Origin of the sequence: Duganella fentianensis, assembly GCF_964031615.1 — a bacterium.
GTDB lineage: Bacteria > Pseudomonadota > Gammaproteobacteria > Burkholderiales > Burkholderiaceae_D > Rugamonas > Rugamonas fentianensis_A.
The window spans coordinates 357,977-377,332 of record NZ_CAXIQN010000022.1 but is presented as its reverse complement, the minus strand read 5'-3'; the positions used below and the strand labels follow the sequence as shown (position 1 = coordinate 377,332).

The 19,356-nt window shown below is 60.1% G+C and carries 10 protein-coding genes; 7 read left to right on the top strand and 3 right to left on the bottom strand.

Annotated features, from left to right (window positions below):
- The first annotated feature begins 33 nt into the window (after window positions 1-33).
- The 3 genes from glnE to ABNT42_RS18770 all read left to right on the top strand — a co-directional run bounded on the left by glnE (window position 34) and on the right by ABNT42_RS18770 (window position 6,547).
- Window positions 34-2,832: a bifunctional [glutamate--ammonia ligase]-adenylyl-L-tyrosine phosphorylase/[glutamate--ammonia-ligase] adenylyltransferase gene (gene glnE, locus ABNT42_RS18780; RefSeq protein ID WP_348699529.1), complete on the top strand. Its 2,799-nt coding sequence runs from the start codon at window positions 34-36 to the stop codon at window positions 2,830-2,832.
- Window positions 2,833-2,961: 129 nt separating this feature from the next.
- Window positions 2,962-3,423: a cache domain-containing protein gene (locus tag ABNT42_RS18775; RefSeq protein WP_348699527.1), complete on the top strand. Its 462-nt coding sequence runs from the start codon at window positions 2,962-2,964 to the stop codon at window positions 3,421-3,423.
- A 184-nt stretch (window positions 3,424-3,607) separates the two neighbouring features.
- Window positions 3,608-6,547 carry a TonB-dependent receptor gene (locus tag ABNT42_RS18770; protein ID WP_348699525.1) on the top strand — a complete coding sequence of 980 codons (2,940 nt, stop codon included), beginning with the start codon at window positions 3,608-3,610 and terminating at the stop codon, window positions 6,545-6,547.
- Window positions 6,548-6,887: 340 nt separating this feature from the next.
- Here ABNT42_RS18770 and gap read toward each other — a convergent pair whose 3' ends face one another.
- Entirely contained in the window at window positions 6,888-7,898 is a 1,011-nt protein-coding gene (gene gap / locus ABNT42_RS18765) for a type I glyceraldehyde-3-phosphate dehydrogenase (RefSeq protein WP_348699524.1), read from the bottom strand.
- A 63-nt stretch (window positions 7,899-7,961) separates the two neighbouring features.
- On the bottom strand, window positions 7,962-9,956 hold the full coding sequence (gene tkt, locus ABNT42_RS18760; protein ID WP_348699522.1) for a transketolase: 1,995 nt from the start codon (window positions 9,954-9,956) through the stop codon (window positions 7,962-7,964).
- A gap of 164 nt (window positions 9,957-10,120) precedes the next feature.
- On the opposite strand from tkt, the gene ABNT42_RS18755 reads away from it, so the two are divergent.
- The 3 genes from ABNT42_RS18755 (at window position 10,121) to ABNT42_RS18745 (ending at window position 13,411) form a co-directional block, all read left to right on the top strand.
- Entirely contained in the window at window positions 10,121-10,846 is a 726-nt protein-coding gene (locus ABNT42_RS18755; RefSeq protein WP_348699520.1) for a 16S rRNA (uracil(1498)-N(3))-methyltransferase, read from the top strand.
- A gap of 134 nt (window positions 10,847-10,980) precedes the next feature.
- Window positions 10,981-12,285, top strand: a complete 1,305-nt coding sequence (locus ABNT42_RS18750) for an aspartyl/asparaginyl beta-hydroxylase domain-containing protein (protein ID WP_348699518.1) — start codon at window positions 10,981-10,983, stop codon at window positions 12,283-12,285.
- A gap of 4 nt (window positions 12,286-12,289) precedes the next feature.
- Complete coding sequence (locus ABNT42_RS18745; protein WP_348699516.1) at window positions 12,290-13,411, top strand: aspartyl/asparaginyl beta-hydroxylase domain-containing protein; 1,122 nt, start codon at window positions 12,290-12,292, stop codon at window positions 13,409-13,411.
- A gap of 137 nt (window positions 13,412-13,548) precedes the next feature.
- On the opposite strand, the gene ABNT42_RS18740 is transcribed toward ABNT42_RS18745, so the two are convergent.
- On the bottom strand, window positions 13,549-16,440 hold the full coding sequence (locus tag ABNT42_RS18740; protein ID WP_348699515.1) for a TonB-dependent receptor: 2,892 nt from the start codon (window positions 16,438-16,440) through the stop codon (window positions 13,549-13,551).
- 1,272 nt (window positions 16,441-17,712) lie between these two features.
- Between ABNT42_RS18740 and ABNT42_RS18735 the strand changes: the two genes are divergently transcribed.
- Window positions 17,713-19,356, top strand: coding sequence for an NAD(P)/FAD-dependent oxidoreductase (locus ABNT42_RS18735; protein ID WP_348699512.1), 1,644 nt, complete (start codon window positions 17,713-17,715; stop codon window positions 19,354-19,356).

The window sequence follows — 19,356 nt, the reverse complement described above, 5'->3', positions numbered from 1 at the left end:
TAAGCCGCAGTCAGTTCACCGGATAGAGCCCACATGAGTGCAAGCAAGATCGAACCCGCCGTCTCCCGTTTCTACCAGCGCTGGCTGGCCGCCGCCCCCGAGCGGGCCGCCCAGTCCGATGCTGTCGCCACCGTCGCACTGGACCAGATCGATCTGGCCGACTATCTGCAGCGCGAGGCCAACCCCGCAGCCGCTGCTGGCGCCGCCGCCGGCCCGGGTGCGGCCGCCGCGCCGCTGCCGCTGGGACGCGCCATGCGCCGCCTGCGCAATCTGCTGGTGAATGGCCTGATCCGGCGCGATCTGGCCGGTCTGGCCAATCTGAACGAAGTGGTCACGGCGATGACGCGCTTTGCCGATTTTGCCATCGCCCGCCACGTGGAAGAACTGATGGCCGAACTGGTGGCGGCGCACGGCATGCCGATGGGGCGCGATTCCGGCCGGCCGCAGCAGCTAATGGTGCTGAGCATGGGCAAACAGGGCGGCGGCGAACTCAATGTCTCGTCCGATATCGACCTGATTTTCGTCTATCCCGAAGATGGCGACACCGTCACCAGTGCGCCCGGCCAGCGCAGCCTGTCCAACCATGAATTCTTTATCCGGCTGGGCAAGCGCCTGATTGCGGCGCTGGCCGAGATCACGGAAGACGGTTTTACCTTCCGGGTCGACATGGCGCTGCGCCCCAACGGCAATTCCGGCCCGCTGGCCTGCAGCCTGAATATGGTGGAGCAATATCTGATCGTGCAGGGGCGCGAGTGGGAGCGCTATGCCTGGGTCAAGGCGCGCGCCGTGACGGGCACACCGGAAGATATCGCTGCACTGGAGGCCATCGTGCGGCCCTTCGTGTTCCGCCGCTATCTGGACTTCGGCGTGATCGATGCGATCCGCAATATGCACGCCCAGATCCGCGCCGAAGTGAACCGGCAGGAGCGGCTGCATCCGGACCGCAGCAACAACGTCAAACTGGGGCGCGGCGGCATCCGTGAAATCGAGTTTCTGGCGCAGGTATTCCAGCTGATCCGCGGCGGCCGCGATGCCGCCCTGCGCGACCGCTCCACCCGCACCACGCTACGCATCATTGCGGAAAAGGGGCTGCTGAGCCACGCCATCGTCTACCAACTGCTGGCCTCCTACACCTTCCTGCGCAATCTGGAACACCGCCTGCAATATCTGGACGATGCCCAGACCCACACCCTGCCCGCCAATGAAGCGGACCGGCTGCTAGTAGCGCAAATGATGGGGCTGGACGATACGGCGACCCTGCTGGCCCAGCTGGAAGCGCACCGCCAGTTCGTCGCTGGCCAGTTCGACGAAATGTTCTCCGATAAGAGCAACAGCCCCAGTAGCGCCAGTGGGGGCGCGGCGGGTGAAGCCATCAACCCGCAAGTATCCGATGCCTGCGCCGATCCTGATAACCGCGAGGCCATGGTGGCGCGCTTTGCCGCGCTGGGCTTCGACGATGCGGCCGGCGCGGCCCAGCGCCTGATCGGCACGTGGCAGGCGCCGCGCCTGCAATCGCTGCCGGAAGCCAGCCGCGAGCGCTTGCTGGGGCTGGTCAATCTGGCCCTGCCCCTGATCATCCAGTGCTCGTGCGAGACCAGTGGCGGCAGCCAGCAGGCTACGCTGGGGCGGCTGCTGGACTTCCTCGAAACCATTGCCCGGCGTTCCGCCTATCTGTCGCTGCTGACGGAATACCCCCATGCGCTGGCGCGCGTGATCGGCATGATGCATGCGAGTGGCTGGGCCGCCAAATTCCTCAGCCAGCACCCCATCCTGCTGGACGAGCTGCTCGATGGCCGTTTGCGCACCACGGAGTTTGATGCGGCCGCCGTGGCGGCCGACCTGCAGCGCCAGCTGGCGGCCGACCCTAGCGATACCGAGCGCCAGATGGATATTCTGCGCGAGACCCATCACGCCCAGTTATTCCACTTGCTGGCGCAGGATCTGGCAGGCGACCTGACGGTGGAAAAACTGGCCGACCACCTGTCGGCGCTGGCCGACACCATTGTGGCGGCAGCCATCAATGCGATCTGGCAGACCATCGCCACCCGCCACCGCGCAGTGCCGCAGTTTGCCGTGATCGCCTACGGCAAACTGGGCGGCAAGGAACTCGGCTATGTGTCCGACCTCGATGTGATCTTCCTGTACGACGATAGCGATCAGGAAGCCCCGGCCCAGTATGCCAAGCTGGCCCAGCGCTTCATTACGTGGATGACCACCCATACTTCGGCCGGCATTCTGTTCGATATCGATACCGCGCTGCGCCCCGACGGCGCCAGCGGCATGCTGGTCTCTAGCCTGTCCGCCTTCGAGAAGTACCAGAGCAGTTCGGCCTGGGCCTGGGAGCATCAGGCGCTCACGCGCGCACGCTTCTGCGCTGGCGATACCAGCATAGGCCAGCGCTTCGATGCCATCCGCGATGCCGTGCTGCGCAAGGAAAGGCCGGCCGATGGGCCACTCAAACAGGAAGTCATCGCCATGCGCAAGCGCATGATGGATGCCAAACCCAACCACAGCGCCCTGTTCGATCTGAAGCAGGATCCGGGCGGCATGATAGACATCGAGTTCATCGTCCAGTATCTGGTCCTGCAGCATGCGGCGCGCTACCCGCAGCTGACCGCCAATAGCGGCAATATCGCCCTGCTGCGCATGTGCGGCGAACTGGGTCTGATCTCCGTCGAGCACGCCAGCGCCGTGGGCGATGCTTACCGCCAGTTACGCAAACTGCAACACCAGTTGCGCTTGCAGGGACAGGATCTGGCACGGGTAGAACCGGCGCTGGTGGCGCATCACGCCGCACAGGTCAGCGCTCTGTGGAAGGAAATATTTATGTAGAAGTGTTGCCGTCACCCAACTTTTAATTCGCACAAAGTCGAGAGTTGGTCTACACTCATTCGCACTGCAGGCGTGAGACAGCAGCGCTGCCGCTCGCCTCTGCATAACCATAAAGCGAGGAGAAACTACATGAAAGCATTACTGCGCGCTACTGCGCTGGGCATCAGCCTGTTAGCCACGTCCACTTTCAGCTACGCCGCCGAGAAGGGTTCGCCGGATGAAGCCATGGCGATGGTGAAAAAAGCTGTGTCCTTGATCAAGTCCGAAGGCAAGGAAAAAGCCTTTGCCGCCATCTCCGATCCCGCCAACACCACTTTCCATGACCGCGATCTGTACATCTATGTGTACGACATGAACGGCGTGGCTGTGGCGCACGGCAACAATCCTAAGATGGTCGGCAAGCCGCTGATCGGCATGAAAGATAACGAAGGTAAGCTGATGATCAAGGAAATGGTCGATCTGGCCAAATCCAAAGGCAAGGGCTGGGTCGATTTCAAATGGCCTAATCCGGTGACCAAATCGGTCGAAAGCAAGTCCGGCTACATCGAGAAAGTCGATGATGTGCTGGTCGGTTCGGGCATCTACAAATAAGCCCAGCCTGCTGTGCAAAAAACCGGGAGATGTTCCCGGTTTTTTTTCGTCCGTTAGCCCCAACACAAACTGCTGTAAAAAATTCAAGTTCTGACGGAACTCCTGCACTGGCGGTCCGGTCTATCAGCGATCAACTATCGCAGACCTCACCCTGCCAACCCGTATGTATCACAGGAGTCAGCGCATGAACCAGCTTTCCCAACGCCAGCATCCCTTGTACCTGCTCTGCCTAGGCAGCCTGAGCGCGGCCAGTGCCGCGTGGGGCCAGACCCCGGATAGCCCCGCCCCCGCGACTAGCGAGAACCTGCAGAAAGTCATCATCACGGGTTCGCGCATCGCTTCCCCGGCGGCCGCTTCGCCGTCGCCGCTGCAAATCCTCAGTTCGGCCGATATTGCCGCCTCCGGCGCGACCAACTTGCAGGATTTGCTGCAAAAGAATCCCACTCTGGGTACGCCCACGCTGAGCCGTGGCAATTCCAACTTCCTCACCTCGGGCGGCGGCGTGACCACGGTCAATCTGCGCAATATGGGCGACAGCCGCACGCTGGTGCTGGTGAACGGACGCCGTTTCGTCTCCGGCGTACCGGGCGATAGCGCGGTCGACCTCAACACCATCCCCACCGACTTCATCGAACGGGTGGAACTGCTGACGGGTGGCGCTTCTGCCACCTACGGTTCGGATGCCGTGGCCGGCGTGATCAACATCATCCTCAAGAAAAACTTCAACGGCGTGCTGCTCGATGCGCAGACAGGGCGCAGTGACCAGCACGACGACTTCAAGAAAAAGCTGGCGCTCACTTTCGGCATTACCAGCAGCGACGGCGCCAGCAATCTGATGGGCCACTTCGGTTATTCCAAACAGGGCGCCGTGTATAGCCGCGACCGCGCCGCCTCGGCCATCGACCAGACTTCTGCCATCACGCAGGGCCATCCGGAACTGGCTTTCGTGGCGCGCCGCCCCAACTATTCGGGCTATGCCCCGCAGGGCCATTTCTTCGGCGATACAGAGGACTTTACCTTTGACGCCAACAACCAGATCATCCCGTGGAACCAGAACGGCAGCGATGCTGCCGGCACCGGCGCCACCGGCTATAACCGCTCGGCTTTCCGCCTGATCGCCGTGCCGGTCGAGCGCTATCTGTTCGCCACCAATGGCAACTGGGCCTTCAACGATCAGCACAGCGCCTTCTTCGAAGGCACGTATGCCTCATCGAAAGTAGCCACCAATATCGAACCCTTCCCGCTCGGCTCGGATCAAGTCTACAAGCCGTACGGACAGGTGCCGGCCGGCTCCATGGTCAACGGAGTGCTGGTGCGCAATCCGCTGGTGCCCCAGTATCTGCATGAGCGCATCAGCGATACCGATGGCGATGGCGTGCCCGATTACTTCTTCACCCGCCGCCTGAGCGAATTCGGCCCACGTCATTCCGTCGTCGAGCGCGATACCTTCCGCCTTGCCACCGGCATGAAGGGCAGCTTCGGCCAGTGGAACTACGAAGCCTTTGTCGCCTACGGCAAAACCAAGGAAGGCCAGAACTCGACGGGACAGGTAAATGTGGCCAGCCTGCGCAATGCACTGGAAGCCATCCCCGGCCCCGATGGCACACCCGTGTGCGCCAACAGTTCGGCCGTGGCAGAAGGCTGCGTTCCCATCAGCCTGTTCGGCTACAACAGCATCACACCGGCCGCGCTCAAATACGTGACGGCACCCGGTTCGCTGCAAACGGCCATCACGCAGAAGCTGGCGGGGGCCAGCGTGATCGGCGAAGTGCGCGGCCTGCCCGCTGGCGCGATCGGCATTGCGGCGGGGCTGGAATGGCGCGATGAAGATTCCAGCGCCGTGCCCGATCCTCTCACCCAGACGGGACAGAATGCCGGCAATGCACTGCCGCCCACCTACGGCAACTTCACCGTGCGCGAAGCTTTTGTCGAAGCGCGTGTGCCACTGCTCAAGGATAAGCCATGGGCACGTGATCTGAGCTTTCTGGGCACCTTTCGCCATGGCGACTATTCCACCGTGGGCAGCACCAATAGCTGGAACGCCGGTCTGGAATGGCAGATCACGCCCGACCTCAAACTGCGCGGCACACGCGCCCAGTCCACTCGCGCACCGAATATCAACGAACTGTACACAGCGCCCAGTCAGGACTTTCCTAACGGACTGGTCGATCCCTGCGAAGGCATAAGCATCAACGACGCCAGCGCACTGGGCGTGAACTGCCGCAACGCGCCGGGCGTGGCGGCGAATATGGCGGCGCACGGTGGCGTGTTCACACTGAATCAGGCCGACCAGCAAGGCATTAGCGGCTACAACAGCGGCAACCCCCATCTGCAAGCAGAAAAAGGCCGCTCCACCACCATCGGGCTAGTGGTCACGCCGCGCGGCATCCCCATGCTGCGCAAGTTCACCTTCACGGCCGACTACTTCCGCATCAAGATCGCCGATGCCATCGTCTCCACCGACCGCCAGTACGCGCTCGACCAGTGCTACAACCAGAACAATCCCCTGTTCTGCAGCTTTATCGTGCGCCGCCCTGCCCCCGTGGGCAACCTCAGTGCCGGCTCCATCCAGTACAGCAATCTGAGCGTGACCAATAGCGGCGGGCTGGGCACGGAAGGTGTGGATGTCAGCGCCTCGTGGGCCGACAAAGTGGCCATGGGTGATCTGAGCGCCCGCCTGAGCTGGACGTGGTTGCGCCAGCTGTGGCAAAAAGCCACGCCGGAAGCACCGGAGAATTCCGATGTGGGCGAAGTCACGGCAGGCAATACCAATGCACCACGCAACCGCGCCGGCCTGAATCTGGCCTACAAGTGGAAGCAGCTCGGCATTAACTGGGTCAGCACCTACAACGGCCCCGTATCGCTCGACGACCAGTTCCTGAAAAGCTTGAACATCGCGCCGGGCAGCGTGGGCGTCGGCTCGCGCACCTACCACGACGTGCAGCTGACCTACGACCTGCGCAAAGCCGTGCAGCTGTATCTGGGCATGGACAACATCTTCAACACCAAAGCGCCGCCCATCATCACCGGCCTGCCCGGCAACCAGACTGGCACGGAAACAGATAGCTCGACTTACGACGCCATCGGCCGACGCTACTATCTGGGCCTGCGCGTTACGCTCTAGTCCGCTGGCGCCCACATATCCCTGTGGGCGCCAAAACTGATTGAGGCATCCTGTCTCTTTTATATGTCTCGTTTTGTCTCGTTTTGTCTCGTTTGAACTCGTCGGAGGCGCGAGTGTCTAATAGAGACAGAAAGAGACAAAACGAGACAGGAAGAGACATGGAAACGAGACACGATGCCTCAATCACTTTGATACCCCCACATGCCCTGAGCGAGCTACGGCAATTTCTCAGCAGCACAGGTACAACGCTGACGATATAGACTGACAGACGAAAAAAAGGCAGACCTTGCGGTCTGCCCTTCTGCTAGCCGGGCTGCGCGCGGGGCGCAGCGTGCGCCGATTACTTGGCGTTCATCAGTGCCACGGTGGTGTCCAGCATACGGTTGGAGAAGCCCCACTCGTTGTCGTACCACGACGATACTTTGACCAGACGGCCCGACACTTTGGTCAGGGTGGCGTCGAAGTTCGACGATGCCGGGTTGTGGTTGAAGTCCACCGAAACCAGTGGTTCAGTCTGGTAGGTCAGCACTTCTTTCAGGTCGCCTTCAGCAGCAGCCTTCATCAGTGCGTTAACTTCTTCCACGGTGGTGTCGCGCTTGGCGATGAACGACAGGTCGACCAGCGATACGTTGATGGTCGGAACGCGGATCGCGAAGCCGTCCAGCTTGCCGTTCAGTTCAGGCAGTACCAGACCTACGGCAGCAGCAGCGCCGGTTTTGGTCGGGATCATGCTCTGGGTAGCGGAACGGGCGCGACGCAGGTCTTCGTGCATCACGTCGGACAGCACCTGATCGTTGGTGTAAGCGTGCACGGTGGTCATCAGACCGGTTTCCACGCCGATTGCGTCGTTCAGTGGCTTGACCAGCGGTGCCAGGCAGTTGGTGGTGCACGAAGCATTCGAGATCACGGTGTCGGTGGCTTTCAGCACGTGCTGGTTCACGCCGTACACGATGGTCGCGTCGACATCTTTACCGCCAGGTGCCGAGATGATGACTTTCTTGGCGCCGCCTTTCAGGTGAGCCGAAGCTTTTTCCTTGGTGGTGAAGAAGCCGGTGCATTCCAGCACGACGTCCACGCCCAGATCGCCCCATGGAATTTCAGCAGGGTTACGCTGTGCGAAGACGCGGATCACGTCGCCGTTCACAATCATGTTGTCGCCGTCAACGGTCACGGTGCCTGGGAACTTGCCGTGGGCGGTGTCGTAGCGGGTCAGGTGGGCATTCGACTTGGCGTCGCCCAGATCGTTAATTGCCACGATCTGGATGTCCTGTTTTTTGCCGCCTTCGTAGAAAGCGCGCAGCACATTGCGGCCGATGCGGCCGTAGCCGTTAATTGCAACTTTAATCGTCATACTATGCTCCTGAGTAGAAAAATAGGTGATGCAACTGCTAGAGGTTGAACCTTAACGCAATACTTATGCAATGACAGATTTGGCTTTGGCCACGACGTTTTCCACCGTGAAGCCGAAGTGCTTGAACAGCACGCCTGCCGGAGCCGATTCACCGAAGGTATCGATGCCGACTACAGCGCCTTCCAGACCGACGTACTTGTACCAGAAATCGGTCACGCCGGCTTCGATCGCCACGCGTGGCAGGCCTTTACCCAGTACGCCAGCCTTGTAAGCGGCATCCTGACGGTCAAATACATCGGTCGAAGGCATGGACACTACGCGGGTAGCGATGCCTTCAGCGGCCAGTGCTGCGGCGGCAGCAACAGCCAGTTCCACTTCCGAGCCGGTGGCGATCAGCACCACTTTGGCATCGGCCGCGTCGCTCAGCACATAACCACCACGGGCGATGTCAGCCACTTGCTGGCTGCTGCGCTCTTGATATGGCAGGTTCTGACGCGAGAAGATCAGGGTCGATGGGCCATGCTTGCGCTTGACCGCTTCGCCCCATGCCACCATCGATTCGACGGTGTCGCATGGACGCCAGTTGTCCAGATTCGGGATCAGACGCATCGAGGAAATGTGCTCGACCGACTGGTGGGTCGGGCCGTCTTCGCCCAGACCGATGGAGTCGTGGGTGAACACGAACAGCGAACGCTGTTTCATCAGCGCAGCCATACGCAGGGCGTTGCGGCTGTAGTCGGAGAAGGTGAGGAAGGTGGCGCCGAACGGGATGTAACCGCCATGCAGGGCCACGCCATTCATGATGGCAGCCATACCGAATTCGCGCACACCGTAGTTGATGTGGTTGCCTGGCTTGCCGGAACGCACAGCGACGCACTCTTTCCAGTTGGTCAGGTTGGAACCCGTCAGGTCGGCCGAACCGCCGAGGAACTCAGGCAGCACAGGGGCCAGTGCCTGAATCGCGTTCTGGCTGGCTTTACGGGTAGCGATGTTTTCTTTTTTCTCGATGCAGCTGGCGATACCGGCTGCCAGTGCGCCGTCGAAGGCGGCTGGCAGGTCGCCGGCCATACGGCGGCTCAGTTCAGCAGCTTCAGCAGGGAACTGGGCAGCGTACTTGTTGAACAGTTCGGTCCATGCCGCTTCGCGCGCAGCGCCGGCTGCTTTGGCATCCCATGCGCCGTACACGTCGGCAGGGATTTCAAACGGAGCAGCGCTCCAGCCGATGTATTCACGTACGGCAGCCACTTCTTTGTCGCCCAGTGCCGCGCCGTGCACTTTGTCGCCGCCTTGCAGATTCGGCGAACCTTTGCCGATCACAGTCTTGCAGCAGATCAGGGTCGGCTTGTCGGCCGTCTTGGCGGCTGCGATGGCGGCCGATACGGCTGCTACATCGTGGCCGTCGACGGCACGGATCACGTTCCAGCCATAGGCTTCGAAACGGGCCGGGGTATCGTCGGTGAACCAGCCTTCCACTTTACCATCGATGGAAATGCCGTTGTCGTCGTACAGAGCGATCAGTTTTTTCAGGCCCAGCGTGCCGGCCAGTGCGCACACTTCGTGCGAAATACCTTCCATCAGGCAGCCATCGCCGAGGAAAGCGTAAGTGTAGTGGTCGACCACGTCGAAACCGGGCTTGTTGAATTCGCTCGCCAGCAGGTACTCGGCCAGCGCCATACCGACCGCGTTAGCAATACCCTGACCCAGCGGGCCGGTGGTGGTTTCCACGCCCGGGGTGATATCCACTTCCGGGTGACCCGGAGTTTTCGAATGCATCTGGCGGAAGGCCTTGATGTCATCCATGCTCACGGCATAGCCGCTCAGGTGCAGCAGCGCGTAGTGCAGCATGGAGCCGTGGCCATTGGACAGCAGGAAACGGTCGCGGTTGACCCATTTCGGGTTGGCCGGGTTGTGGCTGTAATGGCCACTCCACAGCGCTACCGCGATTTCGGCCATGCCCATAGGCATACCTGGGTGGCCGGAATTGGCCTTCTGGACGGCGTCCATTGCCAGCGCGCGAATCGCGTTAGCCATTTGAGTGGTTGGGAGCGTAGAAGTCATCGTCGATCTATCACGAAAGTATGGAAACTGGGGGCAAGGAATACGGCTACGGTACTACCTACTTGCTGAACCCATTATTTTACCAGACCGAGGCGGCCACGATTTAAAATTGCATATCGACACATACTAACCCTATCCCCCACCACGTACTAACGGAACCCTGCATGCCGCGCTTTTACCTGCCCCAGCCACTGGCCATCGGCCAGCTCATCCAGCTGCCCGACGCGGTTGCCCACCATATCAGCGTACTGCGGCTGGCACCGGGTACGCTGATTACGCTATTCAACGGCGAAGGCGGCGAATACAGCGCTGTCCTAGATCAAGTGGAAAAGCGCCGCGTCAGCGTGGAGATCAAGACCCATACGGCGCGCGAAGCGGAACTGCCGTTCGGCATCACGCTGGCGCAGGCACTGCCGGAAGCCAGCAAGATGGACTGGATCATCGAGAAAGCCATCGAACTGGGGGTTAGCGCCATCCAGCCGCTGGCGGCCCAGCGCTGCGTGGTGCGCCTGTCGGCCGAGCGGGCGGAAAAGAAGCTGGCGCACTGGCAGGCCATCATTGCGTCCGCCTCGGAACAGTGCGGGCGCAACCATCTGGCCCGGCTGGGCGAGCTGCAGGACTATAAACAGTGGATCACCCAGCAGGACATGCACCGCCGCATCATCCTGACCCCGCGCGCCGAGCAGTCGCTGGCCGACTGGGCGCGCCACCAGAGCCCGCAGGCCGTGACGCTGGTGATCGGCCCGGAAGGGGGCCTGAGCGAAGCGGAAGAAGATCAGGCAATCCGCCACGGCGCCTTGCCGCTGGCCATGGGCCCGCGCATCCTGCGCACGGAAACCGCAGGGCTGGCCGCCGTTTCTGTGCTGAGCGCCGCGTGGGGTGGAATGTAAGCGTCCACACAGCAAAGTGACGTATCGCCCCAACACTCGCGGGCGATACGGCGTGATCCTTGCCTTGAATGCAAGTCCAGCAGCTATAATTTTTCGTCCGGCCCTAGGCCGCCGAATCACTGGCTCACTTGATCATGATCACCTCCTCCTCCGGCGCCCACGCGCCCAGCGATGCCGCCGTTCTCGAAGCGGCCGCGATTCAGGCCAGCAAAGCAGGGAAAGACGACGAAGCCGTCCGGCTCTGGAATCTGCTACTGGAACTCCAACCCCAGCACACACTCGCGCTGACCACGCTAGGCAAACGCGCCTTCCGGCTGGGCGACCACGCTGGCGCACGGCGCGCGTTCGAGCGGCTGGTGCGCAGCGAACAGGATAATCCCCAGCACTGGGTCAATCTGGCCATGGCCTGTCAGGGCCAGCGCGACGAAAAGGCGGAAGAACTGGCGATCCACAATGCACTGGTGGCCGATCCGCACGATATGGTGGCGCTGCTGCTGCGCGCCAACCTGCTGGAACGCCAGGGCAAGACGCACAAATCGGCCTCGGCCTATGGCGCCGTGGCACAGGTAGCGCCACCGCTGGAACGGCTCGATCCGAATATGCGCGGCGCAGTCGAACACGCGCACCGCTACATCGAGCGCTACCAGACCGACTACGGCAACTTCCTCGATGAATTCATGGATGCCAAATACCGTGAATTTGCCGGTGAAGATATCCAGCGCTTCCGCGACTCGATCGACCTGATGGTGGGGCGCAAGCGGCGCTACGATTCGCAGTCGATGATGTACCACTATCCGGGGCTGGTGCCGGTGGAATTCTTCCCGCGCGAACAGTTCCCGTGGCTGGACGCCATCGAAGCGGGCACCGACACCATCCGCGATGAATTCCTCGCCGTACTGCAGGCTGAACAGGGCTTCCAGCCCTACCTCACCTATCCGGACGATGTGCCGCACAACCAGTTTGCCGAGCTGAATAATTCGCCGCGCTGGAGCGCCTTCCACCTGATCAAGGATGGCCGCCAGATCGCCGGCAATGTGGAAAAATGTCCCAAGACCATGGAACTGCTGCGCGGCGCACCCCAGCCCGACCAGCCGGGCCGCACGCCCACTGCCATGTTCTCGCTGCTCAAGCCACGCACCCGCATTCCGGCCCACGTAGGCGTCTCGAATGCCCGTTTGCTGACCCACGTGCCGCTGATCATTCCGCCTGACTGCGGCTTCCGCGTCGGCAATACCACGCGCGAATGGGTACCCGGCAAAGCCTGGGTATTCGACGACACCATCGAACATGAAGCATGGAACAATAGCGACAAGCTGCGCGTCATCATGATCTTCGACATCTGGCATCCCCAGTTGTCGCTGGCCGAGCGCAGCCTGATCACCGAACTCACCCACGCGATCTACGCTTTCAATAGCGATTCCGCCAGCTACGAAACCTGACACTATGACTGCATCGCATCAAGACGCCAGCGCCGCGCGCGACCATTATCTGCAACTGACCCGCAACGGTCAGGGCGGCCCGCAAGCGTGGTTCGGCCTGGCGCAGGCCCAGCACGCGCTGGGCGAAATCAAGGCGGCACTGGCCGCACTGGAACAGGCCGTCAGCGCCGCGCCCGACAATCTGCAACTGCTGCTGTACAAAGGCGACCTGCTGGCCGCCGACGGCAATGCACCGGCTGCGGCCGCGTTCTACCGCACGGCGCTCGACGCCGCGCCGCCCGACCACGAACTACCAGCCCAGTTGCGCGCCCACGTACAGAAAGCCCGCCATGCCTGCGCCGACTACATGCAGAAGTTCGAGCAGAAACTGCAGAACAATCTGGCCGAGGCTGGTTATACCAACGGGCCCGAACACGCACGCTTCCGCCAGTCGCTCGATCTGCTGCTGGGCCGCAAGCAACTGTATCTGCAGCAGCCGCGCCTGTACTACTTCCCCGGCCTGCCGCAAATTCAATACTTCGAGCGCGAGGCCTTCCCTTGGCTGGCGCAGGTCGAAGCGGCCACGCCCGCCATCCGCGCCGAACTCGAACAAATCCTCAAGGATGAAGACGCATTCGAACCATATCTGAAGCCGGACCCTACCCTGCCTGCGCGCGAACGGGGCGGCCTGCATAACAACCGCGACTGGAGCGCCTTCTACCTGTACCGCAACGGCGAAATCGTGGCCGAGAATGCGGCCCGCTGTCCGGCCACCATGGCTGCCATGGCCAACGTGCCGATGCCGCAGATCGCTGGCCGCGCGCCCACCGTACTGTTCTCGCTGATGCGTCCGGGTGCCCATATCACGCCGCACACGGGCATCCTGAATACCCGCCTGATCTGCCACCTGCCGCTGATCGTGCCGCAAGGTTGCAGCCTGCGGGTGGGCAATGAAACCCGTCACTGGGAAGAAGGCAAGGCCTGGGTATTCGACGACAGCATCGAACATGAAGCATGGAATCGCAGCAATGAAACCCGCGTAATCCTGCTGTTCGAAACCTGGCGCCCCGAACTGAGCGAGAGCGAACGCACGCTGGTCAGCACCATGCTGGGCAGTATCGAAGACGGCAACGACTGGGAAACCTAGGCCGCTGCGAGCTTGCCGCTTAACGCAAACGCCCGCTGGCCGACGCCAGCGGGCGTTTTTATTTGCCAGCTAATTTGCTAGCGACGAAAAAAAACGGCGGGTCTTGCGACCCGCCGTTTTAGCAACTACTCAAGCAATTAGAACTTGGCAGTCATGTTCAGGAACAGCTTACGGCCCATCGAGTCATACATCGATGGGAAGGTATTGCCGTTACCCGAGCCGGTACCGTACTTCGAGGTGATTGGAGGATCGCGGTCGAACAGGTTGTTGATACCGCCCGACAGGGTGATCTTCTTGGTCACGTTGTACGAAGCAGCCAGGTCGATGTAGTTAGCCGAAGCGAAGTGCTTCTCTACATCCAGCGCGGTGCCAGTCAGCTTAGGATTCGAGCTGGTGGTTTCGATGTCCACGCCCTGGAAGTAACGCCAGGTCAGAGCCAGGTCGGTTGCCCATGGAGTATTCCAGTTCACACGGGCTTTATGACGCCATTTCGGACGTGGCTGGCCGCACTTGCCGGCGCCGTTGTACAGGCCTACGCAGTCGTAGGAACCGTCACCTGGCAGTTCTTCCACTTCGAAGGTTTTCAGCAGGGTGCCGTTCAGCGAGAAGCCGATGCTACCGTATGCGCCGATCTTCTGGCCATAGCTAGCTGCCAGATCCAGACCCGAGGTCTTGAGCGAGCCGATGTTGGTGTTGGTGCCAACGATCGAAGCTTGTGGCAGCAGCCACAGGGTGCCCAGACGGTCACGGGTGATCTTCGAGCAGTAGGTCGCGTCACCGGTGGCCAGGCATTTTTCCAGCGTGGTGGTTGGGCTTACGTTCGAAATCGTGTCAGCAACCTTGATGTTGAAGTAGTCAACGGTCACGGTCAGATTACGGATCGGGGTCAGCACCAGACCAATGGTGTTCGACTTCGAGGTCTCTGGATTCAGCTTGGTGTTACCACCGGCCAGGTAGTTGTACTGACCTGCTGGCGAATCCTGAATGTTGCCGTACTGAGCAGCGGTTACGCCGGTGAAGGCGCACTGTGCCAGGGTGGCGGTAGGCTTGGCGCCTGCACATGGATCAGCGTCGTTGTCGTACAGGTTGTTACCTGCTGGCGAGAACAGTTCGTTGATGTTAGGAGCGCGCACAGCTTTCTGGTGCGATGCACGTACTTTCAGCATCGACACTGGCTGCCAGTCCATACCCAGACCGTAGGTGTTAGCTTTCACGCCGGTGTCGATGTCGGAATGACGATACGACAGGTTGGCGCCCAGCGATTCAGCGAACGGTTTGTTTTCCAGCAGTGGCAGACGAACTTCACCGAAGATGTCTTTCACCACATAGCGACCCGACACTGGGCTCACAGGACCACCGGAACCGTCCAGGTCGAAGTTCTGCGAAGGACCGTCAGGATTCAGGGTCAGCGCTTCTACGCGACGCTCCAGGCCGAAGGACACGCCCACGCCGTTGCTGTTGCCTGGAATCTTGATGCCGTATTCGCCCAGATCAGCAGCGATGTTGGCGCCCTGGATCTGCTGCTCGGTCTGACCGAACGATTGGCCAGGAATCTGGATGTAAGCCAGCTGTTCTGGGGTGATCTTACCCAGCTGCCATGGGTTGTAAGGTACGCAAGCGGTGTCGGTGCCGTTCACGAACGATGCGCACTGCGCTACGCCGTTAACATTGACCACGTCCAGTGCTTTGGCGCCACGCTCTTTCGAGAAGTAGTTATTCGAGCTACCCGAGTAACGTACTTTCGAGGTTTGTGCGAACAGGTCGTAGTTCCAGTTACCGATCTCGCCTTTTACGCCCATCAGCATACGGTACGAGGTGTTGGTGAACAGTGCATCACGGCCACCGCCTTCGACGTTACGACGCTGGATAACTACGTCGGTGGTGTCGGTTGGCGAGTTCAGGCTCATGGCGGCCTTCATTGCTGGGGTCAGCAGTGGGTTGTCGCCTTTGATGGTGTAAACGTTACCGAAAATACCGCCTGGAGCGATCTGTGCATCGGTGCGGTCATCGTGGAAGGCGAAGTCTGCGTAGACTTTCATCTTCTCGTTGACGTCGTAGCGGGCCGAAGCAGCTACGCCATAACGTTCGTCAGGACGCTGCAGGTGGTTGATCGGGCCGAAGTTGTACTGGTCCAGCGCGTTGTTGAACAGGCGTGGGTTACCGCTAGCATCGGTGGTGTAGACCTTGCCGGTCTTGGTGTTGGTGAAACGGCCGGTAGCATTGGTGCCCGAACCGCCGCAAGCGAAGCCAGCAGCCGAAGCCGACAGCGAGCAAGCGGTGAAGTCACGCTCGGATTGCAGCAGTGCGTCGTCCTGTTTGTAGCTGAAGAACAGGGTGGCGTTACCTTTGCCGTCGCCGAAGTTACCACCGATCAGCAGGGAAGCGTCTTTCGAACGGCCATCCAGACCTTTGTTGCCTGGTACAGCGAACTGCGATGGGTTAGTGGCAGCGCGGCCAGCAACCAGCGTACCAACGCCAGCAGTGTTCTGTTGTTTGTGGTTGTAGCCCGAACCGTTCAGTTCGATCTGAACGCCTTCGAAGCGGTCGTTCATGATGAAGTTGACCACACCGGCCACAGCGTCAGCACCGTACACGGCGCCTGCGCCACCGGTCAGTACTTCGATACGCTTGATCAGCGGAGCTGGGATTTGGTTCAAGTCGGCAGCCGACGAGTTCGGCGAGCCTGCTGGCAGACGGTGACCGTTAACCAGTACCAGAGTACGGTTAGCGCCCAGACCACGCAGGTCGACAGTCGCGGTACCGGTCGAGCCGTTAACCACGTTACCGGTTTGCGCTGCGAAGGCCTGTGGCAGGTTGTTCAGCAGGCTTTCGACGTTACGCACGCCGTCGGTTTTGATGTCTTTCGAGCCCAGTACAACGATCGGGCTGGTGCCGTCGGTGTTCAGGGTCGGGATGCGCGAACCGGTCACTTCCACCTTTTGCAGTGGCGCGTCAGCTTGCTGCGCGGTGGCAACTTGCATACCCAGCGCCATACCGCCGATGAACATCACGCGGATCGAGCGAGACAATACTGTTTCCTTGATCATATTATTCAATTCCCTTGGTGTGTTTAGTAGACGTTTTAATGCATCTTTTGGATAGCAGCTAAAACGACCCATTTCTTGATTTAAACTCCGCCGTTTCTGAACAACCTGGATAAAACCATTCAAAATCCGACTTACTACATTTGCTCTTTCACAGGTAAAAATCCGGGCTACTTCTCAGTTCATGAAACCTAGTCGAATTTTTCCGCTATTCATAAAAACATAGCAACTCAAACATTGTCAATGCACAGCAGCAGCGCGAACCGGCCAGTCTGGCGAGCTGCGCGACGGGCAATGCAATATGTATTGCAATGCAACATAAGTGCGTAGGAAGTTTGAACACATGGCAAAAAAACGCGGCAAAATGTGCTGCGCACTGTCTCCTCCTCACAACATATAGCGCCGACCTCCTGCCACCCGCTTGCGTAATATTTCTTTTTACCTAATTCAAATAGTTGTTTTAGCAATTATTCGCTGCCAAAACGCAACAAATTCGCCCTTCTTGCCCTCTCCTGCAGCCAAGCAGAGTGGCAGCAGGAAGGACAGTGAAATATTCGTACGTCAAGGAGAAACCAGCGAAAATCAAGGAAAAACCCGCTAACCTCAAAACAAAGATGACACAAAGTGCGAGTTTTGATTGCTAAACGAACAAGCACTTCAGGCCTGGAAAATTCCACACAGAAACAAAACCCGGCATTTTTTGACTAACAGATAGTGCTCTAAGGAATTTGCGCAAAGTCGCCTTTTAACAACATAGTCTGAACTTGCCGAATGCAGAAAAGTGTATTATTGGCAACAAAATTTCCTGCCTGTCAGGCAGCTTGCAGGCCGCGCCGATGCCCCGCAATGCACCGTGCCGACAGCCTGCATGGGGTTTAGCCCCGCCCCTCCTGCCAGTCTGACCCGCCAGCGTGTTTTAAACTCCCGGCGATTAAATTGGTCGCTATTATTTTTAATATTCCAGTTAAATAAAGAATTAACTAGCTGGCTGATCTATTTATATCCACCCGAGCGCAACGCATTAATCCCGCGATTATTTTCTGTACCTAATAACCGCAGCAAGGCAGATATATAGATCACGCGGGCGGCAGCGCAGGCACGTGTCCCCGCCCCCGCCCCAGCCGCCACCTGCCATGCTAGCTGTGCCGTTAGCAGGCTTATCGAGGTAAAATACCGCCTTTTACGGGATCTAACCCCTTCAGCGAGGTTAACCCCGCCGACCATGGCGCCTAAACAGCGCCCTCACAGGAACCCGCCATGCTGCGCATAAACGAACTCAAACTGCCCCTGAATCACGCCGAAGCCGATCTGCCTGCGGCCATACTCAAACGCCTCGCCATCACTGCCGATGACCTGCTCGGTTTTACCGTCTTCAAACGCAGCTACGATGCACGTAAGAAATCCGCGATTGTGCTGATCTATGCGATCAACGTGGAAGTGCGCGACGAAGCTGAGGTACTGCAACGCCTGCACCACGACCAGCACGTTATGCCAGCACCGGATACCAGCTATAAATTCGTTGCCACGCCCGAGCAGCTGGCCGCCGCCCATGCCGGCCAGCCCCGTCCGGTGGTAATCGGCACCGGCCCTTGCGGCCTGTTCGCCGCGCTGCTGCTGGCGCAGATGGGTCTGCGTCCCATCATTCTGGAACGGGGCAAGCAGGTACGCGACCGCACGGTCGATACCTTCGGCTTCTGGCGCAAGCGCAAACTGAATCCGGAATCGAACGTGCAGTTCGGCGAAGGCGGCGCCGGCACTTTCTCGGACGGCAAACTGTACAGCCAGATCAAAGACCCGAAACACTACGGCCGTAAAGTGCTGACCGAGTTCGTGCAGGCCGGCGCGCCGGAAGAGATCATCTACGTGAGCAAGCCCCACATCGGCACCTTCCGTCTGGTCAAGATGGTGGAGCAGATGCGCGCCAATATCGAAGCCATGGGCGGCGAATACCACTTTGAGCGCAAAGTCGTCGACCTCGACATCGAACAGCAGGCCGATGGCGGCCAGATCCGCGGCGTGGTGCTGGAGAACGGCGAGCGCATCGCCACCAACCATCTGGTGCTGGCCGTGGGCCACAGCGCGCGCGATACCTTCGAAATGCTGTACAACCGTGGCGTCTACATCGAAGCCAAACCATTCTCGATCGGCTTCCGCGTCGAACACCCGCAATCGCTGATCGACCAGTGCCGCTTTGGCCCCAACGCCGGCAACCCTATTCTCGGCGCCGCCGACTACAAGCTGGTACACCATGCCAGCAACGGCCGTGCCGTGTACAGCTTCTGCATGTGCCCGGGCGGCACGGTGGTGGCAGCATCGTCGGAAGAAGGTCGCGTGGTCACCAACGGCATGAGCCAGTACTCGCGTAACGAGCGCAATGCCAATAGCGCCATCGTGGTCAGCATTTCACCGGAAGTCGATTATCCGGGCCACCCGCTAGCCGGCATCGCCTTCCAGCGCGAACTGGAAGCCAAGGCTTTCCAGCTGGGTGGTGCCAACTACAACGCCCCGGGCCAGCTGATGGGCGATTTCGTCGCCGGCCGCCCTTCCACCGCCTTCGGCGCCGTGATCCCGTCGTTCAAACCGGGCGTGCACCTGACCGATCTGGCCGAGATCCTGCCGGAGTTCGCCGTCACCGCCCTGCGCGAAGCCTTCCCTGCGTTTGACAAGCAGATCAAGGGCTACTTCAAGCATGATGCGGTGCTGACGGGGCTGGAAACCCGTACCTCTTCGCCGGTACGCATCAAGCGCCGCGACGACACCCTGCAAAGCCTGAACACGCGCGGCCTGTTCCCGGCCGGTGAAGGCGCCGGCTATGCGGGCGGGATACTGTCGGCCGGCGTGGACGGCATCAAGGTCGCGGAAGCGGTGGCGCAGTCGATACTGGCTGGCGCGGCAAAATAA